This window comes from Lichenihabitans sp. Uapishka_5, assembly GCF_033947565.1.
In the GTDB taxonomy this organism is placed as follows: Bacteria; Pseudomonadota; Alphaproteobacteria; order Rhizobiales; family Beijerinckiaceae; genus Lichenihabitans.
Genome location: NZ_JARPVX010000003.1, coordinates 20,241 through 42,447 on the forward strand (window position 1 = coordinate 20,241; position 22,207 = coordinate 42,447).

Genomic DNA, 22,207 nt, shown 5'->3' on the forward strand with positions numbered 1-22,207 from the left:
TGAAGCTTGCGCAACGGGCGCCCCGATGCCGAGGCCGCAGACGAGTCCCGCGGCCAACCATCCCGACCGCCATCGGCGCCGGCGGTCCTGAGCTACCGAAACCGCTGAAACCATCGGGCCGCGCTCAACGAGGGAGACGCTACGATAGCCGAGCCAACCCCCTTGTAAACATGCGGATGGGCGCGGCATCCGACGCGTACCCGACGCGGCGACACAGACGCGGACGGACGTCCGCTCAGCGGGCCTGCACGAGTGTCGGCCGATCCTGCGGCAGCGTTGCGGCATCGGGCATCCGGAGGGCATCGCGACGGTCCCGCACGGCACCACGCACCTGGTCGAAGGCGAGGCGCAGCGTCGCCACACAACGCTCGTCGAGGCCGCGCGCGAAGGACCGGTCGAGCGAGGCCGCCAGCAGGGTGTCGGTTTCCCCTTCCAGGTCTTGGACGGCCGCGAGGGTCGGCGCCTGACGCACCAGCTTGAAGATCTCGACGAGGCGCTCGATACTGCGCTCGGCCTCCTGCAGCCCTTGGGCGTTCAAGCGGCTGAACAAGGCGCCCGCACCGGAGGCCAGTACACCGAAGAACATCGCCGCGAGATAAATGTAGTCGCTGTAGGCGTCGAGGAATGATTCTTCTTCGTCGTCGATATAGGCCGCGGTGCCCGGGTGGGCCGGCAACGGCGATCCCTTGTCGGTCGAGGGCGCCTCGATACGCTGCGCCAGAGGATCGAGCGCCACGAGGGCGCTTCGCTCGGCGAGAAAGAACCGGGTCACGTCCGCCACCGTGCGTTCGGAAAGTTCCGAGCTGGCGACCAGTCGGTGCGTGACGCTGAGCGTATCGAATTCTTCGCTCGGCAGCGGCGGCGAGCCCCGGAACGCCCCTTTCACGACCTCGAAGGAATCGTAGGCCGGCGAGCGCTGCGCCACCGCAGCCGCTTCGGGCACGCCGATGAAGGTCGGCGGGCCGCCGCCCGCCTTGGCGACCGCCCGCACGGTGTCCTGAACGGGCGCCGACGACAGGATGCCGATGATCAGCACGGCATCGACCTTCCGGTCGGCGACAGCCTGCGCCACCTCGTCCCGGTTGAGGCGGATACGCTTCACCGCCGTGGCGAGGATGTCGTACTGGCCGAGGATCGTATCGAGCAGATCCTGGTTCTCGATCGCGCCGACGATTCCGACCGTGTGGCCCGGCAGGGCCGTCACCTCGGCGATCTCGCCGCCATGCGGCACCATCAGGATCGCAGCATCCCTGTGCAGGATCACCACACTTTGTCCGTCGGCCGGCATCGGGGCGTCGGTCCGCACCACCGCCATATCGACCTTGCCACCATCGAGGGCCGTCGAGGCCGCCTGGGCGTCAGGCGTGTCGACGAGCTTGAACCGGATCGGATGGTGGTTGTGGCGCACCACCTTGCTGGCAGCCGACAGCAGGGCGTAATCGCCGTGGTTCTCGCTCGGCACCGCGACACGGACGATCGTCGGGCGCTCGACAAAAAACAGGCCACCCCCACCCAGACAGGCCACAGCCACAATGCTGCAGGCCCCGGCCAGGATCATGGATCGACGCATGCCGCCCTCCCGGTCCAGGTGCCGCCATGCGACCCCGGATCTGTGATCAGTGCGTCATTCTGGGTCGAGGATTCGGGCGGGGCAATGACCTCATCCCGGTTTCCTCAATTGGCGAAGCGGAAATGCAGCACATCGCCATCGGCCACGATGTACTCCTTGCCTTCGAGGCGGAACTTGCCCGCCTCGCGGGCGCCCGCTTCGCCCCGGCTCGCCACGTAATCCGCATAGGCGACGGTTTCGGCCCGGATAAAGCCCTTTTCGAAATCCGAATGGATGACGGCGGCGGCCTGCGGGGCCCGGGTGCCGGTGGTGATGGTCCAGGCCCGGGCCTCCTTGGGGCCGACCGTGAAATAGGTGATGAGCCCGAGCAGGGCGTAGCCCGACCGGATGACGCGGTTGAGGCCCGGCTCCGTCAGGCCGACGGCATCGAGGTAGTCGCGCTGCTCGGCCTGCGGCAACACGGCGATTTCGCTCTCGATCTTGGCCGACACCACCACGGCTTGAGCGCCCTCGCGCGTCGCATGGGCGGCCACCAGGCCGGAAAAGTCATTGCCGTTCTCGGCGGCCGATTCCTCGACGTTGCAGACGTAGAGCACGGGCTTCGACGACAACAGCCCGAGACCCACGAAGGCCTTGCGCTCTTCGGGCTTCACCTCGACGAGCCGCGCCGGCCGCCCTTCGCGCAGCAGCACGAGGCAGCGGGACATCAGGTCGAAGAGTTCCTTCGCTTCCTTGTCGTTGTTCTTCGCGCGCTTCTCGAGCGCGGTCGCGCGCTTCTCGAGCGAGTCGAGGTCGGCCAGCATCAGCTCGGTCTCGATCGTCTCGATATCGGCCGTCGGGTTGATGGCGCCTTCGACATGGGTGATGTCGCCATCCTCGAAACAGCGCACCACGTGGGCGATGGCGTCGCATTCGCGGATGTTGGCCAAAAACTGGTTGCCGAGCCCCTCCCCCTTCGAGGCGCCCCGGACGAGGCCCGCGATATCAACGAAGGTCAGGCGGGTCGGGATGATCTCCTTCGAGCCCGCGATGGGCGCCAGCACGTCGAGACGCTCGTCCGGCACCGCCACATCGCCGACGTTGGGCTCGATGGTGCAGAACGGGTAGTTGGCCGCTTGGGCGGCGGCCGTCTGCGTCAGGGCGTTAAAGAGCGTCGACTTGCCGACGTTGGGCAAGCCGACGATGCCGCATTTGAATCCCATCGTATCCTCGATCGTGTTGCCGGGCCTCAGCCCGGCGGAAGGTCGGCTTCGGTGGCGCGAAACACCTTGTTCTGGAACGCGGCGTCCTGTTGGCTCACCAGCAGGTCCGCTTCTGCCGCGACCGCGCTGCACAGGCTTTCGACCCACGGGCGTTCGGATTTGGCAAAGTCGCTCAACACATAAGCGTGAACCAGCGTCTTGTCGCCAGGATGGCCGATGCCGAGCCGTACCCGTCGGTAATCGTTGCCGCAAAGCGCCGTGATGGAGCGAAGCCCGTTGTGGCCGGCGTTGCCGCCGCCGAGCTTCACCCGGAGCCGCCCGGCCGCCAGGTCGAGCTCGTCGTGCAACACGGTGATGTCGGCGAGCGCCACCTTGTAGAAGCGCATCGCTTCGCCCACGGAGCGACCGCTGTCGTTCATATAGGTGGATGGCTTCAGCAGGACGGCGCGTTCGCCCCCGACCGTGCCCTCGGACGCAAGCCCCTGGAACTTCGAGCGGAAGGCGGGGAACCCATGCCGACGCGCCAGCGCATCGATGGCCATGAACCCGATATTGTGTCGATTGTTCGCATATTGCGAACCGGGATTGCCGAGGCCGGCAAGGATCAGCATGGAATGGTCACACGCAGGCCGGCGCCGCGGCGCTTCGATCGATCGTACCGCCGAGACGGAATGAAGACGGCTTTCACAGAAGCCGCTTTTGGCCAGGCGCGGACCACGGCCGAGCCGCGATCCGCGCCGAGGTGTATTACTTCTTGCCCGCGGGGGCAGCGCCCTTTGCAGGTGCGGCAGCCTTGGCCGGTGCCGCGCCCTTGGCGGGCGCCGCACCACCCTTGGCCGGGGCAGCGCCCTTGGCCGGTGCGCCGGCCTTGCCGGCCGCCGGAGCCGCAGCGGCGTCGGCCGTCTCCGCAGTGCCTTCTTCTTCGGCGGTCAGCGTGGTCGGCGCCACGACGGTGACGATCGTGAAGTCGCGATCACGGATGATCGGCTTGCAGCCTTCCGGCAGGGCCACGGCCGAGATGTGCAGCGAATCGTTGATGTCGAGACCAGCGAGATCGATCGTGATGCTTTCCGGGATGTCGTTGGCCGGAACCATCAGATCAACCGTGTGCTGCACCACGTTGAGGGTGCCGCCGCGCTTGATGCCGGGAGCCGTTTCACCGTTTATGAAGTGCACCGGCACGGCGACCTTCAGCTTCGACCCGGCGCGCAGGCGCAGGAAGTCGACGTGCATCGGCGTGTCCTTGACGACGTCGAGCTGGTAGTCGCGCGGAATCACGCGCTCCTTGCGGCCCTCGATATCGAGCTCGAAGATCGTGGTCAGGAAGTGACCGGCATAGATGAGCTTATGGGTCTCGTTGTACTCGAGCGAGATCGGCTCGGGCGCTTCGCCCCCGCCGTAAATCACACCCGGTACTCGACCTCCGCGACGAACGCTGCGAGCGGCCCCCTTGCCTGTCCCGCTGCGCACCGCGGCGGCGAGCGTCTTGATCGCGGCCATGGTGTTTCTCCAATGAAAACGGCCGCTGAACGCGGCCGGACGGCATTCGGTGAATGCCAGGATGTGCGCCCTCGCCTCCAGGGGTGTCGGAAACGGGCGCGGGAGCCTCATAGGCGCTCGCGGCCACGAAGACAAGCATCTGTTTCCCGGAACACGCCCACCGGAGGCGAGCGTCGACCGCAGCTTGTATTTCAAAGCCGCACACCGATATCGGGATTCAAGGGTGCGCGAGCGGCCGCGTCGTGGCCGTAAAGCAAAAATCACCCATGAAACGATAAGGCATGGTGGGCATTACCGTGCGGCTCAGTTCACGCTATAGTCTGTGCCGGAATTCCCGTCAGTGTCGAAGCGGGCGTGCTTCGAAAAGGATGTCGATATGAGTGCTGAGGACGCCGCGCCAGTGGGCTCGCAGACCGCGAACGGGCGCGCAACGCCGGCTCCCAAGGATGCGGCAGCCGAGCGCAGCCTCAAGCAGGATATGTTGTCTACCATTCCGAGCCTGAGGGCCTTCGCTTTTTCGCTTTGCGGCAACGCCGATCGGGCGGATGACCTCGTGCAGGAAACTTTGATGAAGGCCTGGATCAACCAGAACTCCTTCACCCAGGGGACCAGCATGTCGGCGTGGCTGTTCACGATCCTTCGCAACGTCTTCTACTCGGAATACCGCAAGCGGCGGCGTGAAGTCGAGGATGCCGAGGGCACGATGGCGGCACGCCTCGTGTCGGTCCCCGAGCAGAACGGCCACATGGACCTGCAGGACCTTCGATCCGCCCTGCAAAAGCTGCCTGCCGAACAGCGGGAAGCCTTGATCCTCGTGGGAGGTTCGGGCTTTGCCTACGAGGAAGCAGCGCAGATCTGCGGTTGTGCGCTCGGCACCTTGAAAAGCCGCGTCAATCGCGCCCGCAACGCCATCGCGACACTTCTGGCGCTCGACAATTCCGGCGACGTGGGCCGGCCAGACTGGCAGACCACGGGCGACTTCGGCAGCATGCTGATGTGGGAACGCAACTGAGCCGCGACCTGCGGCCCTGACGCTGTCGCGGCGGAGGCGATGCTCCCTCCGCCGCTGTAAACACAGGCTGCGGCGATCGGCTCAGCCCGCGTCAGCGACCATCAGTCCTGCGAAGTCGACTCGGCCTTCTTGGTAGTCACGAGCTTGGCATTCGGCTTCAAGGCCGCGCCGCTGAACCGATCGGTCGCCAGGTCCGAGGCCTTGGAGCCAAAGCTCGATGCGTCCTGTGCGGCCGCGAAACTGCTGGACGAAGCCCGGGCTGCGGCCCGGATACCGACCACCGACGATCCCATGGCTGAGCGGGGTACGCTTTTCTCCGATTTGGCGCCCGAGGTGAGGCTGCGAAAATTCGAGCGGTCGAGGCGCGCCGATACGAGGTCGGTTGGACGTGGCACCGGCATGGGCACCGGCGATGGCCCATCCCCCGATACCGGCGACCCGGCCGGTCCCGCATAAGCCAACACCGCGGGCGGCACCCCAGGCCGCACGCCGCGCGACGTGCCTTGCGTGATGACGGACGGCAATTGGCTCCGCGTTGTCAGAAGCGCGTTGATGCCGTCGGCACGATTCAAGCGTGCCGTCTGCTGGGCCGTGGGAGCGGGCGCTTCGATGGGCCTCGTCAGTTCGGACGGACGTGTCGGCGGGAGAGGCATGTCGAACGCGGCATCGGCCAGCTCCGTCGGGCGGTTGGGCGGCAATGGCACGGCCAACCCTGAGGCCGCCAGGGTGGCGGCCGGCACGGCCAGCGTCGGCACAGGATCCAAAGGTGGCGCGGCCGACGCGGCCGCTGGCGCCGGGGCCGTCTCGTAGGGCTGCGGTGCTTCAGCCTGCTGCATCGACATGGCGAGCGCCAACCGGGCATCGGGGGCCGGCGCGGGTTGCACCGGCGCAGGCGCGGCGGCCTGTTGAGACGCCGCCAGGGTTGCGGCCCGGACGCCTTCGCTTCGGGAAAACGCCATGGCGTCGCCGCTCTTGCCGGCGGTGGCCATCGGTGCGCCCTGGGCAACCGCAGCCGGGGCGCTGGCCACCCTCTGCTGCGGCACGGGGGCACCCCGGCCATGCGTGTCGTCACGCGACGCGGCGGCGTCGTCCTGCTCGTCGTCCCCCGACCCGAACAGCCAGGCGAAGAAGCCCTTCGACTTCACCTCGGTCGCGGTTGGATATGAGCCGTCGCCACGCGCCTCGAGTTCGGCACGCGCTTCCTCGTAGCCCGGCAGCGGCTGCCCGTTCGAGGGGATGTGGACCGTCTTGCCGTCTGGGAACAAGCGGGACAGTTGGTCGTAGCTCATACGGGGCCAATGCCGCACACCGCCCACATCCATGTGGACGAACGGCGTTCCGGCTGTCGGATAAAAGCCGACGCCGCCGCGCTGCAGCCGCATCGCGATCTCGCGGATCTTCGACATGGGCACATCGAAATAGTGCTGGTCCATGGCCTTGCCGAGAATGTGCTGGGAATGCTCCGCCACGCCGCGTGTGCGTCGCCGCAGCATGGCGTTGGTTTCGGGCGAGCGATAGGCCGACATCACCTCGATCGGCTGGTGAGAGCCCGATTCGCGGTAAACCTCCCAGATCGTGTCGAACAGGCGAGGGTCCATCTTGGTGGGTTCGTCACGCCGCCAATCCCGCAGAAACCAGTTCAGCTTCTCAAGCACCGCCTGGTCGTAGGCGCCATTCACCAGATAGGTGGCGGTAATCGATTCCTTGGTATGCACATGGTAGAGCTGGATGGTGCGCGTGTCGCCATTGGCGACCGCATCCTCCGTCTCGCCCGGCATCACCAGGGCGCCGCAGACGATCGCCAAGCCCAGCCCGACCTGAAGGATATGGCTGCGGCCAAAGTTGCCGCGAAGATGCCGTCGCTTCAATGCGCTACCCACTCTAGGGACAAACGTAGCTGTTTGAGCACAAGCAACGGTCGCCGCGAAGTTTTGCCGAAAAGCGTTAACGATCTGTTTCCAGCCTGCTGCCGTACGACGACATCGCTTCCTAGCGGCGCCTTGGCCGAAAGGAAACCCGTCGCGTCCCGTCGTCCAAGGCTGCATTAGCGAGGCAGCATTCAGGCTGTTTGATGGCCTGCTCGGCGGCCGATCAGGTCGGATCGCGCGTTCCGGGGGCTCAGCCGCGCAGACCGAGGGCCGATTTCACCTTGTCGGAATAGCCATAAAGGTCGTCGCGCAACTGCAAGCCGCCCCCGTCGTCCACATAGGCCGTGAAGTAGACGATGTGGATCGGCATCGGAACCGGCAGGTTGATGGTGCGCTCATCCCCGCCGACGAGTTTCTGGATTCGCTTCTCGGTCCAGCCATGGTCGGGCCCAAGCACCGCCTCGGCGAGCTTGAAAGGCTGGTCCACCCGCACGCAGCCGTGGCTGAAGGCACGCTTGTCCTTGCCGAACAAGGCGCGGGCATTGGTGTCGTGCAGGTAGACGGCATGCTGGTTGGGGAACATGAACTTGATGCGGCCAAGCGCATTGTCCTCGCCCGGCGGCTGCCGCACCACCGTGACGCCGTCGCGTTCCACCACCTCGTAGCCGTGGTTGGCGAAGTAGTTCGGGTCCTGGGCGAGTTTCGGCAGCATCTCCTTCTTGATGATGGACAGCGGCACGTTCCAATACGGGTTCACGATGATGAACCGCATGGCATCCGAGAAGATCGGCGTCTGGTGGTCGGGCTTGCCGACCACCACGCGGGCATGATGCGTGCTGATGTTGTTCCGCACGAGATCCAGGCTGTAGTCGGGCACGTTGACGGTGATGTGGTCAGGACCGAGGTCGCGCGGCAGCCAGCGCCAACGCTCCATATTGGCCACAAGCTCGTTCTCGAGCCGGGCCGGGTCGCCGCCCGACAACATCGTCACGGTGCGCGGCGTCAAGGTGCCGGAAGCCGGCAACCCGTGCCCGCGCTGATAATCCGCCACCGCATCCGCCACCTTGATGTCGTAGACAAGGGGTTCGCCCGACGGATCGGCCACGGCGGCGTCGAGGCCGAAGCGCGATCGGATGAGCGGTACCCGGGCGTCCCGCATGCCGAGCTTCAAGGTGGGCCCGAGCGGGATGCCCTGACGGGCCACAGGCGCCGCTTGGCGCAATTCGGCCAGCTTGGCCCTGAGGGCCGCATAGCCGGGCTGCGGTGGATTATAGGACCGTAGTGCCGCTCCCGCATCGGGGGCCGACAACACGGTCGCCAGAATCTCGGCCGGTTCGGGGATCGTCCGCTTCGCCGTGATGAGCCGGTTGATCTGCAACGGATCGATGCGCGAGCCGCCGGCCTGCCGGGCATAGGCCACCACGGCCTCGCTCAAGGCCAGATCCGCCGCCGCGAGCTGGCGCGCGTCGGGGTCGCGCAACACCGGCACCACCATGGTCCGCAAGTTGAGGCCGTCTTCTGCAGCCCGTTCGATGCGGGACATCGCGGTGCGGGCCGCGGCGGAAAACCGGGCGCCGTCGAGCCACAGGGCTGCATTCCCGTGCGCCGCGTAATAGGCCACGATGCCGTCCCGAACGGCCTGGCGCTGCTTACCCTGCTCGGAGGGCGCTGTACCAAGAGGCAAAGCCGTGGCTTCGCGCCAGTCGGCGAGCGCCAGGGCCATATCCTGCACCGTCAGGACTGACGGCGTCCCTTCCGTCAGCACCGGCTGCGGTAGTGCCGGTGGCGCGATGCCGAGCTCGGGGATGCCTTGCGGTGGAGCGAGGGCGGCATCCGGCGTCAGCCCGGCCGCCGTCGGGATCGTGCCGGTCACATCGGAACCGTGGACCCCCTGGGATTCGGTCGGCACAAAGGCGGCCGGCGCCGCGAAGGGCCCGGAACGCGATAGACCTTCCGTGGCCCAGCCGCCACCGGATGCCGCCAGGCTGGTGGCCCCCAGCAGGGCAACGCCCAGGCCGAAGCGCGTCGCGCGCTGCCGAAGGGTCGCGTTCACTCGCAATGTCTGCCGCATGGGTGGCGTGTGTCCTGAAGCCCTGGCGTTGCACAGGGATATGCCGCAGCGCAGCAGCGGCGTCCCGCGCCGCGGCCATCTGGATCGTCATTGACCAAGGTCGTGGCGCCCTGGTCACATCGGCACGCCTGCGCGGTGCGCGGTCGTCGGCGCGACAGGACCGTCGCCACCGACCCCGAGGCCGCTCAACCAAGGCGTCGACGAGCGCTTGTTCGGCCCCGCGTAGGGCCGGACCGATCGCTAGGCCGCCACGTCGTCCTGATCGTCGCCGTGCAGCCCGTATTCCTTCATCTTCCGATAAAGGGTCGAGCGGCCGATGCCGAGCTTGCGGGCCATCTCCGACATCTGGCCCCGGTAATAGTCGGTGGCGAAGCGGATCAGCGCCCGCTCCACGTCGTCGAGCTTGCGCACCTCCCCGCCTTCGTCGAGGAGCGGCATGCTGTGCGGGTCGCGGCCCTGGATGGCGGTATGGTCGGCATCGAGCCAGGAGCGGACCGCGAGCGGCTCGACGGTCGGCGGCGCGGCAGGCAGCCGGACGTCGAACCCATCGACTTGGGCGGCGATCTGCGGGAACTCCGCCACCGTCAGTTCGTCGCCATCGGCCAGCACCACGGCGCGGAACAGGGCGTTCTCGAGCTGCCGCACGTTGCCGGGCCAACCGTAGGTCGACAGCAACGCCAACGCCTCGGCCGTGATGCCACGCAGGCGCTTGCCTTCCTCGGCCGCGAATCGGGCACAAAACCGCCGGGCGAGGTCGGGAATGTCGGCACGGCGGTTGCGCAGCGGCGGAATGGTGATCGGGAACACGTTGAGCCGGTAGAACAGGTCTTCCCGGAAGCGGCCGGCCTTCACCAGTTCGATCAGGTTCTGGTTGGTGGCCGAGATCAGGCGGATGTCGACCCGCACCGAGCGCCGGGCCCCCACGGGATCGACCTCGCCTTCCTGCAAGGCGCGCAGCAGCTTCACCTGGGTTTCGAGCGGCAGTTCGCCGATCTCGTCGAGAAACAGCGTGCCGCCGTTCGCCTCGACGAATTTACCGGCGTGCTTCTCGGTGGCGCCCGTGAAGGCGCCCTTCTCGTGGCCGAACAGGATCGACTCGACGAGGTTCTCCGGCAGGGCGCCGCAGTTGACCACCACGAAGGGCTTGCCCTTGCGGTCGGACGAACCCTGGATGGCCCGCGCCATCAGCTCCTTGCCGACGCCCGACTCACCCTCGATCAGCACCGGGATGGAGGATTTGGCGGCCCGCTCGCCGAGCCGGATCACCCGGCCCATGTCCTCGCTCTTGGTGACGATGTCCTTGAAGGTCAGCGATCCCGCGGCACGACGCGTCATCCGCCGCATCTCGACCTCGAGGGCATCGAAGCGCAACGCGTTCTTGATCGACACCGACAGCCGCTCTGCCCCGACCGGCTTGACGACGAAATCGATGGCGCCGGCCCGCATGGCGGCGATCACGGTCTCGATCGAGCCATGGGCGGTCTGCACGATGGCCGGCAAGGCGATCTTGCGCTCGCGCATCCGGGCCAGCACATCCATGCCGCCGGTTCCCGGCATCATCAGATCGAGAATCAGAAGATCGATGCCGTGGGTGTCGCTGGCGCCGAGACGGGCCAGGGCGGCCTCGCCGCCATCCACGCATTCCACATCGTAGCCGAAGCGGCGAACCATGGCCTCGAGCAGGCGACGCTGGACCGGGTCGTCATCGGCGATGAGGATGGTGAAAGACATGCGGCCTCGAAGAGGCGGAATCGGGCCCGCCAGTGTCCCCATGCTGGGCCAGCAGGGTAAACGTGGCCTTAAGACCCCCCGAGGCTCACGGATCTGTGTTGGTCGGTTCCCGCCTGCGGGATGCGTCGCGGATGCAGGTGATCCCGTGCCGATCCTGCGTTATGACGAAGCCCGATGGCCCGAGGCGCCGTGGGCGCTCGCGTGTGTTGGAGGCAGTCGCCGATGAACCGGTTCCCGAACGTCCCGCGAAGCCCTGCGGCTCCCGTCGCCGCCGCGACGGACGCCGATATCGGCTCGCTTCCCACCTGGGACCTGCGCGACCTGTATGCCGGGATGGGATCGCCGGACTACCGGGCCGACCTCGACGCCACCGCGACCGCCGCCCGGCAGTTCGCCGAAACCTATCGGGGTCGGCTCGCGGCCATGGCGGAGGCGCCCGACGCTGCGGCGCAGCTCGGCGTCGCCGTGGCCTCCTATGAGGCCATCGACGACACGCTCGGCCGCATCATCTCATTCGCCAGCCTGCTTTACGCCGGCGACACCGCCGATCCGCAGCGAGCCAAGTTCTTCGGCGATGCGCAGGAGCACGTGACGACGGTGTCGTCCGATCTCCTGTTCTTCACGCTGGAGCTCAACCGCATCGACGATGCCCTGATCGACCGTGCGGCCCTCGAGACGCCGTTGGCGCGCTACCGCCCATGGCTGGACGACCTTCGCCGTGACAAACCCTTCCAGCTCGAAGACCGGGTGGAACAGTTGTTCCATGAAAAGGCCGCCACCGGGCGGGCCGCCTGGATCCGCTTGTTCGACGAAACCATCACGGCGCTGCGCTTCACCGTGAATGGCGAGGACCTGTCCCTCGAACCGACCCTCAATCTGATGCAAGACCCCGATCAGGGCCGCCGCCGTGCCGCCGCGGAGGCGCTCGGCACCACCCTCAAGGCGCACGAGCGCACCTTCGCGCTCGTCACCAACACGCTGTCGAAAGATCGCGACATCGGCGACCGCTGGCGCGGTTTCACCGATGTGGCGGACGGGCGCCACCTCGCCAACCGGGTCGAGCGCGATGTCGTCGATGCCTTGTTGCAAGCCGTACAGGCCGCCTATCCGCGCCTGTCGCATCGATATTATGCCATGAAGGCGCGCTGGTTCGGCGTCGAGCAGCTCGACTATTGGGACCGCAACGCGCCGCTACCGCAGGCCCCCGATGCGATCGCGCCCTGGGGCGAGGCGCGCGACACGATCCTTGACGCTTATCGCGGCTTCTCGCCCGCCATGGCCGACATTGCCGCGAAGTTCTTCGAGGGCGGCTGGATCGACGCACCGATCCGCCCCGGCAAGGCACCGGGCGCCTTCTCGCACCCCACCACCCCCTCGGCTCACCCCTATATTCTGGTGAACTACCAGGGCCGACCCCGCGACGTGATGATCCTGGCCCACGAACTCGGCCACGGCGTGCACCAGGTGCTGGCCGGGCCGAACGGCGCCTTGATGGCGCCGACGCCGCTGACACTCGCCGAAACCGCCTCGGTGTTCGGCGAGATGCTGACCTTCCGCTCGCTGCGAGCCAAGACCACCGATCCGCGCGCACGGTTCTCGCTGCTGGCCTCGAAGGTCGAGGACATGCTGAACACCGTTGTGCGCCAGATCGCCTTCTACAGCTTCGAGCGCAAGCTGCACGAGGAACGGCGCACGGGCGAACTGACGGTCGACCGCATCGGCGAGCTCTGGATGTCGGTACAGGCCGAGAGCCTCGGACCGGCGATCCGCTTCGGGCCGGGCTACGAGACCTTCTGGTCCTACGTGCCGCACTTCATCCATTCGCCCTTCTACGTGTACGCCTATGCGTTCGGAGATTGTTTGGTGAACTCGCTCTACGGCGTCTTCGAGCGCACGCCCGAGGGCTTCGCCGAACGCTATCTTGCGATGCTGTCGGCGGGCGGCAGCAAGACCTATACGGAGTTGTTGACGCCGTTCGGGCTCGATGCCCACGACCCCGGCTTCTGGACCATCGGCCTCGATCTTATCGCCGGCATGATCGACGAACTCGAGGCGATGGGCTCGGTGCCGTAACGCCCGCGACCCGTGGTGCGGTGCAGTGTGCCGCACGCGCAAACCATCGCCCGCGCTCGACAAACCAGGGTCACCACCCAATGTCGGTTGGGCAATCCCGAACCGGTGGCCCGCGTCATGCCGAGTGAAGACAACCGATTTACGGCCCGTGCGGCCCGCTATGCCCGTGTTGGCGCCAATGTCGGTGGCGTCGCGGCCCGCATGGCGGGCGCGCGCCTGCTTGGCGGCAACGACGAGGCCGCCAATGCGGCGGCGCTCGGCAAGGCGCTCGGGGGCCTCAAGGGCCCGATCATGAAGATGGCGCAGCTGTTCGCCACCATTCCGGACGCTTTGCCGCCGGAATATGCCGAAGCCTTGCAGAAGCTGCAGAGCGACGCGCCGCCGATGGGCGCCGCCTTCGTCAAGCGGCGCATGCAGGCCGAGCTCGGGCCCGAATGGCAATCGCGCTTCGGCAGTTTCGATCTGCAGCCCGCCGCCGCAGCCTCGCTCGGGCAGGTGCATCGGGCCGCCACCCACACGGGGCAGCCGCTGGCCTGCAAGCTGCAATATCCGGATATGGCATCGGCCGTCGAAGCCGATATCCGCCAGCTCGACATGTTGTTTTCCGTGCATCGGCGCATGTCGCCGGCGGTCGACACCCGTGAGATCATCAAGGAGGTGTCCGAACGGGTTCGCGAGGAGTTGCACTACCGGCAGGAAGCCCAGCACACGGCGCTTTACCGCCTGATGCTGGCCGATGTGCCAGAAGTGCGGGTGCCCGACGTGCTTGATGAGCTGTCGACCGACCGCCTGCTGACTATGAGCTGGCTCGAAGGCCGCAAGCTGCTCGACTTCAAGACCGAAACGCTCGCGGTCCGCAACCAGATCGCGGTGGCGATGTTCAAGGCTTGGTGGGTGCCGTTCACCCGCTACGGCGTCATCCATGGCGACCCCCACCTCGGCAATTACGCGGTCCGGGAGGAGAATGGTGCCGTAGCAGGCGTCAACCTGCTGGATTTCGGTTGCATCCGGGTGTTTCCGCCGGCCTTCGTGGGTGGCGTGGTGGACCTTTACCAGGGGTTGCTGCAAGGCGATGAGGCCCGCGTGGCCCGGGCCTATGACGCTTGGGGGTTCCGAGGCCTGAAGCCCGAGCTGATCGACACGCTGAACCTATGGGCCAAGTTCATCTACGGGCCGATCCTCGACGACCGGGTGCGCACCGTCGGCGACGGCATCGAGCCCGGCAAGTACGGCCGACGCGAAGCCTTCGAAGTCCACAAGATACTGAAGGAAAAGGGCCCGATCCTGATCCCGCGCGAGTTCGTATTCATGGACCGGGCCGCCGTGGGGCTTGGCTCGGTGTTCCTGCACCTGAATGCCGAGATGAACTTTGCACGGCTGTTCCAGGACATGATCGCGGATTTCGATGTCGCAGCCGTGACGGAGCGCCAACGCGAGGCCCTGGCCAGGGTGGGCTTGAAACCGGTTGTCCACGACGTGACGGCAGGGACCGCCAGCCTTTAAGGGTGCCGTAACCCACATCCTTCACCCTTCGCCAACCATGTCGCCCGGCCGCATGCCGTGGCCACCCGGAATGGATTTGTGCCGACCCTCATCCGCTTCCTCGTGGTGCTCTGCTGCCTGGCGGCCCTGGCGTTCGGGATCGTCTACGCTTTGGCGACCCTCGTCACAGTGACGCCACGCCCGATGGAGCAGATCGTGCCGCCGGCCCGCCTGAATCGCTGAGGCACCGTGCCCCCATCCACCGCGCGCCTGATCGAGCTGTATCTCGACGCCATCACGGTTGAGCGCGGCGCGGCCGTCAACACGATCGCGGCCTATCGTCGAGACCTTTCGGACTACCGGGCCTTTATCGAGGCGCAGGGCTCGACGCCGCTCACGATCGACGGCAAGGCGATCCGGGCCTATCTGGTCGACCTCGAGGCGCGCGGCCTGAAGGCCAGTTCGGCGGCGCGGCGCTTGTCGGCGGTACGTCAGTTCCACCGCTTTCTGTTCGCCGACGGCCACCGGGCCGACAACCCGACGATCGTGCTCGAAGGGCCGAAGCGCGGACGACCGTTGCCCAAGGTGCTCGGCGTCGACGAGGTCGACCGCATGTTGGCAACGGCGGCCGCCACCCTGGAGCGCACCGACCTGCCGCCGGCGGAGCAGCGTCGCGCCGCCCGGCTGCATTGCCTGCTGGAGGTACTTTACGCGACCGGCCTGCGCGTTTCGGAGCTGATGGCCTTGCCGAGCGCGTCGGCCCGGCTTGCCGAAGCCGACGACACGGCCCTGCTGACCATCAAGGGCAAGGGCGGACGCGAGCGGCTGGTGCCCTTGTCGGACCCCGCCATGCGGGCCATGCGGCGGCAGCGAACCGTCGAGGGCGAAGCCGGACGTGGCCGCTCACCCTGGCTGTTCCCCGCCATCAGCGAAAGCGGCCACATGACCCGACAGGCCTTTGCGCGCGACCTGAAGGGTCTGGCCGCCGCGGCCGGCATCCAGCCCGGTCGCGTCAGCCCGCACGTGCTGCGCCACGCGTTCGCGAGCCACCTGCTGCAGAACGGCGCCGATCTGCGCATCGTGCAGGAGTTGCTCGGCCATGCCGATATCGCTACGACGCAAATCTACACCCACGTGCTCGACGACCGCATGAAGGCCATGGTGCGCGACCTACACCCGCTCAACGATGGCCAGTGATCCAGCCGCCAGGATGGACAAGCCCGGCGGCGATCTGCGATAGCGGCTGCGGAACGACCGAGGGCTTCATGGACCGGCTCAAGCTTGTCAGCGACGACGGCACCGACATCGACGCGGTGATGCACGCCCTGGGGGTCGCGGCGCGCGCCGCCCAACAAGCGGTCGCCACGATGCCGGGCGCCGCCCGCCAAGCCGCCTTGGAGGCTGCCGGGCGGTTGCTGCGGCAGGATACGGCCACGATCCTGGCCGCCAATGCGCGCGACATGGCCGAGGGCGAGCGCCGCGGTCTGAGCCACGCCGCGCTCGATCGACTTAAGCTGGATGCCGGGCGGATCGAAGCGATGGCCCGGAGCATCGCGGAGATCGCCGCCTTGCCGGACCCGGTGGGACGCAGGCTGGCGCGAATCGAGCGCCCGAACGGCCTCGTGATCGACCGCGTGGCGACGCCGCTCGGCGTGATCGGCATCATCTACGAAAGCCGCCCCAACGTCACGGCCGATGCCGGCGCCCTTTGCCTCAAGGCCGGCAATGCCTGCATCCTGCGCGGCGGATCGGAAAGCTTTCATTCGAGCGCGGCTATCCACGCCTGCCTAGTGCGCGGGCTCGACGAGGCCGGGTTGCCGGCGGCTGCCATCAGCCTCGTGCCGACGCGCGACCGCGCCGCCGTGGGCGCCATGCTGGCCGGGCTCGGCGGCAACCTGGACGTGCTGGTGCCGCGCGGCGGCAAGGCCCTGGTGGCCCGGGTCAAGGCCGAAGCGCGCGTTCCGGTCTTCGCCCACCTCGAAGGGCTCGTTCACATCTTTGTCGATCGCGCGGCCGATCTCGACAAGGCGCGCGCCATCGTCCTCAATTCGAAGCTGCGCCGTACCGGCGTCTGCGGCGCAGCCGAAACGCTGCTGGTCGATGCGGCCGTGGCCGCCACCCACCTTGGGCCGCTGGTGCAGATGCTGCTCGACGCGAACTGCGAAGTGCGGGGCGATGCCGCCACCCAGGCGACCGACGCACGCGTACGACCGGCGTCGGAAGACGACTGGCACACCGAATACCTCGATAGCATCATCAGTTGCCGAGTGGTCGACGGGCTCGACGCCGCCATCGCCCATATCGGCCGCTATGGATCGCACCACACCGACGGCATCGTGACCGAGAACGCCGCCGCCGCGGAAGCCTTTTTGGCCCGCGTCGATTCCGCCATCGTGGTGCACAACGCCTCGACCCAGTTCGCCGACGGGGGCGAGTTCGGCTTCGGGGGCGAGATCGGCATCTCGACCGGGCGCATGCACGCCCGCGGCCCGGTGGGCGTCGAGCAATTGACCTCCTTCAACTATCGCATCCGAGGCACGGGCCAAACCCGCCCGTGACGGAGGCCACGACGGAGGCCCGGCCCGGCTGGCCGGACCGCCTGCCGTCCCGCCATGGCCCCGGGCTGCGGATCGGCCTCTTCGGCGGGTCCTTCAATCCAGCCCATGAAGGACATCGGCTGGCCAGCCTCATCGCCCTGCGCCGCCTGCGCCTCGACCGGGTGTGGTGGCTGGTGTCGCCCGGCAATCCCTTGAAGGACCCGCATGACCTGCAACGACTCGACGCACGGCTCGACCGGGCCCGGGCGATCGCCCGCCATCCCCAGATCGACGTCACGGCCATCGAGGCAACGCTCGGGCTACGCTACACGGCCGACATCCTGCGCGTCCTGACGCAGCGCTGCCCCGGCGTGCGCTTCGTCTGGATCATGGGGGCCGACAACCTGCGGAGCTTCCCGCGCTGGCATCGCTGGACCGACATCCTCCGCACGGTGCCGATCGCCGTGGTGGACCGGCCGGGAGACACGATTCGCGGCCGCCAGGGGCAGGCCTGGTCGATGCTGCAGCGCTGGCGCATCCCGGAACATGCGGCTCGCAGTCTCGCGGCGCTCGCCCCTCCTGCCATCGTGACGCTGCATGGACCGCGTTCACCGCAATCCTCGACCGCCCTGCGGCGCGCCGCCCTCAGGCGCGATGGTAGGGGTGGCCCGCCAGGATCGTCGTGATGCGGTACAGTTGCTCGGCCACCAGCACCCGGACGATCTGGTGCGGGAAGGTGACGCCCCCGAAGGCGATCAGGTCATGCCCGGCCATGAAGTCCGGCGCAAAACCATCTGGCCCACCGACCGCGAAGCAGAACGCGGGGCAGCCCCCATCGCGCGCCGTCCCGACCGCCTTGGCAAGCTCAAGGCTCGTGGCCGCACGGCCTCGTTCGTCGAGCAACAGCACCTTTGCGCCGGCCGGGATCTTTGTCGCCAGAACCGCAGCCTCGGCGGCCTTGCGCTCCGGCGCGGTGCGGGCGCGGCTTTCCTCGATCTCGATGTCGGACACCGCCGCAAGCCCGACCCCACGGGCCCCCGCCTGCGCCCGATCGACGTAGCGCTTCAACAGGTCCCGTTCAGGCCCGGCCTTCATGCGGCCGACCGCCAGCAACAGCAGCCGCACGTGGCCTCAGCCGACGCGACGCTCGTCCGGGCGATCGACGCCCCACATCTTTTCAAGGTTGTAAAACTGCCGCACCTCGGGCCGGAAGATGTGGACAATCATGTCGCCCGCATCGATCAACACCCAATCGCACTGCGGCATGCCTTCCGTCCGGGCCTGGGCTCCGGCGGCCTTGCAGGCCTTCAGCACACGGTCCGCGATGGCATTGACATGGGTGTTGGATCGACCGGTCGCGATCACCATCGTGTCGGCGATGGAGGTCTTATCGCCGAGGTCGATGCTCAGAACATCCTCGGCCTTGGCATCGTCGAGGCTTTCGCGAATGTTGCGCGACAAGGCATCGACGTGCTGGTCGACGGTCGGGGGCGTCGAGGGAGCGGCGGTGTCGTCAAGGGTCTGGGTCAGCGGAGCGGGCTCTCGGGTCGGGTGGCAATGCCGTCAAAGGTGATGGCTGGTGGTTGCGGAATCAATACTTGGCTTTGCGGCCGCACACAAATGCCGGGCGCCTACACAAGGGGATTGCATTGCGCTCGCCGGACGCCGGTGCTGTCCGAACGGAAGCCGTAACCATCCCCTGGACCGCTCCAGACAAGCCACCGCCTTGCCCTGCGGTCCCGCTCGACTTCGCCGGGGAGACCCGCCATGCTGCGGCTGCGATGAAACGACGATGGGCGAAAGGTGATCCGGGGTTTGCGAGTCTGGACGCGCTGGGCAGCCCGCGGCGTCGTGGTCCTGATCCTGATGGTTGTGGGAGCCGTCCTTTACGACTCGGTCCGGCCGCCAGTGTCCACCCTGATGTTCGGCCGCATGCTGACCGGCCAGACCGTCGATCGCCGCCCCGTTGCCTTGTCGGCGATCGCCAACACCCTCGTCGCCGCCGTGGTGATGTCCGAGGACGGCCAGTTCTGCAAACATCGGGGCGTCGATTGGTCAAGCCTGAACGAGGTCGTCTCGGACCCGGACGGCCCGTCGCGCGGTGCCTCCACCCTCACCATGCAACTGGCCAAGAACCTGTTTCTCTGGCCCGGGCGTTCCTACCTGCGCAAGGCGCTCGAAATCCCGACCGCGCTGCTGATCGAAGTCATCTGGAGCAAACGCCGCATCCTGCAGGCCTATCTCAATGTCGCCGAATGGGGTCCTGGCGTCTTCGGGGCAGAGGCGGCGGCGCAGCAGCACTTCCACAAGCCGGCGAGCCAGCTGAGCCGTCGCGAGGCTGCCTTGTTGGCCACCTCGCTGCCCAATCCGATCTTGCGCGATGCCGCGCGTCCGACACGCCACCAGCGCACGCTGGCCGCCACCGTGCAGGCCCGCATGGCCTCGGCAGAGCCTTGGCTGACCTGCCTACGCTAAACGACCGCCAATCCCTCCATTCATAGGCATAGGCTTTAATCCCCGTTGGCCATGTTTGGGGTTCCGCCTTGTGCGGACCGGCGCGGCGCGGTTTCGTGGTGCGATCTATTTTGCGGATGGGCGTCATGGGATCCAACACGGGCGTGGTGGTGATCGGGGCCGGGCCTTACGGCCTCTCGGTTGCGGCGCATCTCACCAAGGCCGGGCTGAAGCCTCGGGTGTTTGGGCGTGCCATGGACACGTGGCGCGCGTTCATGCCGAACGGCATGGTGCTGAAGTCGGAAGGCTTCGCCATGAACCTGTCCGATCCGGATCGCGCCTATCCGCTCGAGGCGTTCTGCGCCGAGCGCGGCATCCCCTACCGTCGCACCGGATGGCCGGTCCCGGTCGAAGTCTTCGCCGCTTACGGCGAGGCATTTCAGAAACGCTTCGTGCCGCAACTCGAGGATCAGGACGTCGTGGGGGTGGCCCGCCGGGATGGCGGCTTCCAGATCACGCTGCGGTCGGGCGCCAGTCTTCTGGCCAGCCAGGTCGTGTTGGCGATGGGCATTCGCGCCTTCGCCCGTCCGGCCCCGGTGCTGGCTGCTCTGCCGGCTGACCGCGTCACACACAGCGCCGACCAGGGCGACACCGAGTGGTTCCGAGGCCAGCGTGTGGCGGTGCTCGGCGGTGGAGCCTCGGCCATGGATGTCGCTGCGGCGCTGCACCGCCGCGGCGCCGAGGCGGTGGCCATCACGCATCGCGCCGCCGTGCGGTTTTATCCACCGAATCCTCTGCGGGATCGCATGCTGTCCCCCCTGACGCCGCTCGGGCCGGGCTGGAAGAAGCAGCTCTGCGTCAAGTTGCCGGACCTGTTCCACATCCTGCCGCAGCGGCTGCGCCGACACCTCGTATCGACTTATCTGGGGCCTGCCCCGGCCTGGTCGGTGCGCGAGATCGTCGAGGCCCATACCGACCTCCGCCTTTGCACCGAGGTCATGCGGGCCGGCATGGTGGGCGGCCGCGTGGCGCTGACGCTTAGCGGCCCGGAAGGCGTCGAGGTCTTGCTGGTCGACCACGTCATCGCCGCGACCGGCTACGAGATCGACATCGACCGCCTTGCGATTCTCGACGCGCCGCTACGTGCCGCATTGCGTCAGGCCGGCGCCGACCTGGCGCTGAGCTCGAGCTTTGAAACGCGCATACCGGGCTTGTTCATGGTCGGCACGCCGGCCGCCACGAGCTTCGGGCCGCTGCTGCGTTTCGTCTGTGGCACCGATTTCGCGGCGCGCCGCACGGCCGGCCGCGTGATGCGAAGCCAGGCCTTTCTGGATTGCGAGACGACACGGCGCGAACGGGCCGGCGCCGTCATGCCGCTATTCAAGGCCTGAGGCCGTGGCGCAGTCGCTCCGCATCCTTTGCGTGTCATTGACCGACGATGTCGGAACGGATCGCCTCGTCAGCGACCTGGCTCAGAACGGCGCCGTCTGCGCGGTGCTGGCCCCCCCGGGCGCCATCGCGGCCCAAAACCTTGGCATCGACAGGCATTTCACGATGCCGCGCCGCGGTGGCGCCCTGGTAGCGCCGTTCCTGCTGCCCAAGCGCCTGTCCGCCGCAGTGGCGTGCTGGCGGCCCGACAGGGTCGTGCCGCTCGACGACCTTGCCGCCACCCTGCTGCGCAACATGGCCCTCAAGCCGACCTCCCGAGCCGTCGGCGACCTGCTTCGCCGCTCCTTTGGCGATCCTGCGGGTTACGAGGCTGCCTGCGGTCGCGTCGCCTTGATGCGCGTGGCACAGGATTGCGGCGTGCGCCTGCCGACCTTCTGGGATGATCGCAACGCCGGTGCCGCCGTGTTGCCCGTCATGGTGAAGCGCGACCAGTCGTCCGGCTCCGGCGGCGTGATCCGGGCCGATACCCGAGGCCAGCTCGCATCGGCCATCCGCACGGCGCAGCTGAAGGGCATGGCGAAACGCATGGTGGCGCGGCTGGCCGGCCTGGCTCGGCCCCGCACGCCAATGTTGCTGCAGAGCATGGTCGAGGGGCGCCTCGCCATGTACACGGCCGTCACCCGCGATGGCGCCGTGATCGACGGCGTCGGCTTCGAAGCCGTGCGACACCACCCGACGAAAGGGTCTAGCACGATCCTGCGTCACCAGCCGTCTGCCGAAATGGCCGAAGCCGCGCAACGTCTCGTGGCGGCGCTGAAATGTTCCGGCTTCGTCAGCTTCGATTTCATCCTCGACCGCCAGGGCCGCGCTTTTCTGATCGAGATGAATCCGAGACCGATCGGCAGTGCCCATCTCGGCCGTCGCTTCGGCCACGACCTGACGCACGCCTATCTGACCGGAACACGCCTGAGCGAGGCGGCAGCCACGTCCGACGACGCAATCGCCTTGTTCCCGAAGGAGCTCGAACGCGACCCGACAGGGGTTGGCCTCGAAGATCCTGGCGTGTTCCACGATCTGCCGCGACACGAACCGGCCGTGCTGGCCGCCTATCTCGCATGGTTGCAGGCCGAGCATCCGCAGCAGGCCGGTGCTTTGGCACGCTGCTGCGGCGTGGCGGCAGCTGAACAGCCGACCGCGACGCCGATCCTCGTGGCGGAACCTTGTTGACGACCTGAAGCCTGCCGGGCATGCGACTTGCTTGAATCCGCCGCGAGAACGCGCAACACGCTGCGCGGATCATCGAGCGGAGAAGCATGCA

19 protein-coding genes are annotated in these 22,207 nt (G+C 67.4%); 10 read left to right on the forward strand and 9 right to left on the reverse strand.

Translation table 11 applies throughout. The features are described from left to right. Positions 1–235: 235 nt before the first annotated feature. The 4 genes from P7D22_RS02055 to P7D22_RS02070 all read right to left on the reverse strand — a co-directional run bounded on the left by P7D22_RS02055 (position 236) and on the right by P7D22_RS02070 (position 4,272). A complete protein-coding gene (locus P7D22_RS02055) occupies positions 236–1,570 on the reverse strand; it encodes a TAXI family TRAP transporter solute-binding subunit (protein WP_319932540.1) in 1,335 nt (444 codons plus the stop codon). Between the two features lie 104 nt (positions 1,571–1,674). Then, positions 1,675–2,772, reverse strand: coding sequence for a redox-regulated ATPase YchF (gene ychF / locus P7D22_RS02060; RefSeq protein ID WP_319932541.1), 1,098 nt, complete (start codon positions 2,770–2,772; stop codon positions 1,675–1,677). Between the two features lie 26 nt (positions 2,773–2,798). Beyond that, positions 2,799–3,383: an aminoacyl-tRNA hydrolase gene (pth, locus tag P7D22_RS02065; RefSeq protein ID WP_319932542.1), complete on the reverse strand. Its 585-nt coding sequence runs from the start codon at positions 3,381–3,383 to the stop codon at positions 2,799–2,801. Between the two features lie 136 nt (positions 3,384–3,519). After that, the gene (locus P7D22_RS02070; protein ID WP_319932543.1) at positions 3,520–4,272 is read right to left on the reverse strand and encodes a 50S ribosomal protein L25/general stress protein Ctc; all 753 of its coding nucleotides are present in this window, start codon (positions 4,270–4,272) and stop codon (positions 3,520–3,522) included. 376 nt (positions 4,273–4,648) lie between these two features. Here P7D22_RS02070 and P7D22_RS02075 point away from each other — a divergent pair, with 376 nt between their 5' ends. Beyond that, the gene (locus P7D22_RS02075) at positions 4,649–5,284 is read left to right on the forward strand and encodes a sigma-70 family RNA polymerase sigma factor (RefSeq protein ID WP_319932544.1); all 636 of its coding nucleotides are present in this window, start codon (positions 4,649–4,651) and stop codon (positions 5,282–5,284) included. Positions 5,285–5,385: 101 nt separating this feature from the next. Here P7D22_RS02075 and P7D22_RS02080 read toward each other — a convergent pair whose 3' ends face one another. The 3 genes from P7D22_RS02080 to P7D22_RS02090 form a co-directional block, all read right to left on the reverse strand. Then, positions 5,386–7,089 carry a DUF882 domain-containing protein gene (locus P7D22_RS02080; RefSeq protein ID WP_319932545.1) on the reverse strand — a complete coding sequence of 568 codons (1,704 nt, stop codon included), beginning with the start codon at positions 7,087–7,089 and terminating at the stop codon, positions 5,386–5,388. A 313-nt stretch (positions 7,090–7,402) separates the two neighbouring features. Further along, entirely contained in the window at positions 7,403–9,223 is a 1,821-nt protein-coding gene (locus P7D22_RS02085) for a L,D-transpeptidase family protein (RefSeq protein ID WP_319932546.1), read from the reverse strand. Between the two features lie 240 nt (positions 9,224–9,463). Then, the gene (locus P7D22_RS02090) at positions 9,464–10,954 is read right to left on the reverse strand and encodes a sigma-54-dependent transcriptional regulator (protein WP_319932547.1); all 1,491 of its coding nucleotides are present in this window, start codon (positions 10,952–10,954) and stop codon (positions 9,464–9,466) included. Between the two features lie 222 nt (positions 10,955–11,176). Here P7D22_RS02090 and P7D22_RS02095 point away from each other — a divergent pair, with 222 nt between their 5' ends. From P7D22_RS02095 to P7D22_RS02120, 6 genes are all read left to right on the forward strand, one after another. After that, positions 11,177–13,027 carry a M3 family oligoendopeptidase gene (locus tag P7D22_RS02095; RefSeq protein WP_319932548.1) on the forward strand — a complete coding sequence of 617 codons (1,851 nt, stop codon included), beginning with the start codon at positions 11,177–11,179 and terminating at the stop codon, positions 13,025–13,027. Positions 13,028–13,144: 117 nt separating this feature from the next. Then, entirely contained in the window at positions 13,145–14,530 is a 1,386-nt protein-coding gene (locus P7D22_RS02100) for an ABC1 kinase family protein (RefSeq protein WP_319932549.1), read from the forward strand. Between the two features lie 78 nt (positions 14,531–14,608). After that, a complete protein-coding gene (locus P7D22_RS02105; RefSeq protein ID WP_319932550.1) occupies positions 14,609–14,752 on the forward strand; it encodes a histidine kinase in 144 nt (47 codons plus the stop codon). Between the two features lie 6 nt (positions 14,753–14,758). Then, on the forward strand, positions 14,759–15,706 hold the full coding sequence (locus tag P7D22_RS02110) for a site-specific tyrosine recombinase XerD (RefSeq protein ID WP_319932551.1): 948 nt from the start codon (positions 14,759–14,761) through the stop codon (positions 15,704–15,706). Between the two features lie 68 nt (positions 15,707–15,774). Beyond that, the gene (locus P7D22_RS02115; protein ID WP_319932552.1) at positions 15,775–17,067 is read left to right on the forward strand and encodes a glutamate-5-semialdehyde dehydrogenase; all 1,293 of its coding nucleotides are present in this window, start codon (positions 15,775–15,777) and stop codon (positions 17,065–17,067) included. After that, a complete protein-coding gene (locus tag P7D22_RS02120) occupies positions 17,064–17,732 on the forward strand; it encodes a nicotinate-nucleotide adenylyltransferase (protein ID WP_442916008.1) in 669 nt (222 codons plus the stop codon). Before P7D22_RS02115 ends, P7D22_RS02120 begins: the two co-directional genes overlap by 4 nt. Here the strand turns inward: P7D22_RS02120 and rlmH are convergent. Then, positions 17,692–18,171, reverse strand: coding sequence for a 23S rRNA (pseudouridine(1915)-N(3))-methyltransferase RlmH (gene rlmH, locus P7D22_RS02125; RefSeq protein ID WP_319932553.1), 480 nt, complete (start codon positions 18,169–18,171; stop codon positions 17,692–17,694). The genes P7D22_RS02120 and rlmH overlap by 41 nt on opposite strands. A 6-nt stretch (positions 18,172–18,177) precedes the next feature. Continuing rightward, a complete protein-coding gene (gene rsfS / locus P7D22_RS02130; protein WP_319932554.1) occupies positions 18,178–18,507 on the reverse strand; it encodes a ribosome silencing factor in 330 nt (109 codons plus the stop codon). A 354-nt stretch (positions 18,508–18,861) separates the two neighbouring features. Here rsfS and mtgA point away from each other — a divergent pair, with 354 nt between their 5' ends. From mtgA to P7D22_RS02145, 3 genes are all read left to right on the forward strand, one after another. After that, a complete protein-coding gene (gene mtgA, locus P7D22_RS02135) occupies positions 18,862–19,521 on the forward strand; it encodes a monofunctional biosynthetic peptidoglycan transglycosylase (RefSeq protein WP_319932555.1) in 660 nt (219 codons plus the stop codon). A gap of 125 nt (positions 19,522–19,646) precedes the next feature. Then, on the forward strand, positions 19,647–20,891 hold the full coding sequence (locus tag P7D22_RS02140; protein WP_319932556.1) for an NAD(P)-binding domain-containing protein: 1,245 nt from the start codon (positions 19,647–19,649) through the stop codon (positions 20,889–20,891). 4 nt (positions 20,892–20,895) lie between these two features. Then, on the forward strand, positions 20,896–22,116 hold the full coding sequence (locus tag P7D22_RS02145; protein WP_319932557.1) for an ATP-grasp domain-containing protein: 1,221 nt from the start codon (positions 20,896–20,898) through the stop codon (positions 22,114–22,116). Positions 22,117–22,207: the final 91 nt, after the last annotated feature.

Excerpts from the sequence above, each read along its gene's own strand:
- P7D22_RS02075 (WP_319932544.1), top strand. The coding sequence starts at position 4,649 with ATGAGTGCTGAGGACGCCGCGCCAGTGGGCTCGCAGACCGCGAACGGG.
- P7D22_RS02070 (WP_319932543.1), bottom strand. The coding sequence starts at position 4,272 with ATGGCCGCGATCAAGACGCTCGCCGCCGCGGTGCGCAGCGGGACAGGC.
- P7D22_RS02090 (WP_319932547.1), bottom strand. The coding sequence starts at position 10,954 with ATGTCTTTCACCATCCTCATCGCCGATGACGACCCGGTCCAGCGTCGC.
- P7D22_RS02100 (WP_319932549.1), top strand. The coding sequence starts at position 13,145 with ATGCCGAGTGAAGACAACCGATTTACGGCCCGTGCGGCCCGCTATGCC.
- P7D22_RS02115 (WP_319932552.1), top strand. The coding sequence starts at position 15,775 with ATGGACCGGCTCAAGCTTGTCAGCGACGACGGCACCGACATCGACGCG.
- P7D22_RS02095 (WP_319932548.1), top strand. The coding sequence starts at position 11,177 with ATGAACCGGTTCCCGAACGTCCCGCGAAGCCCTGCGGCTCCCGTCGCC.
- P7D22_RS02085 (WP_319932546.1), bottom strand. The coding sequence starts at position 9,223 with ATGCGGCAGACATTGCGAGTGAACGCGACCCTTCGGCAGCGCGCGACG.
- pth (WP_319932542.1), bottom strand. The coding sequence starts at position 3,383 with ATGCTGATCCTTGCCGGCCTCGGCAATCCCGGTTCGCAATATGCGAAC.
- P7D22_RS02140 (WP_319932556.1), top strand. The coding sequence starts at position 19,647 with ATGGGATCCAACACGGGCGTGGTGGTGATCGGGGCCGGGCCTTACGGC.
- ychF (WP_319932541.1), bottom strand. The coding sequence starts at position 2,772 with ATGGGATTCAAATGCGGCATCGTCGGCTTGCCCAACGTCGGCAAGTCG.
- P7D22_RS02055 (WP_319932540.1), bottom strand. The coding sequence starts at position 1,570 with ATGCGTCGATCCATGATCCTGGCCGGGGCCTGCAGCATTGTGGCTGTG.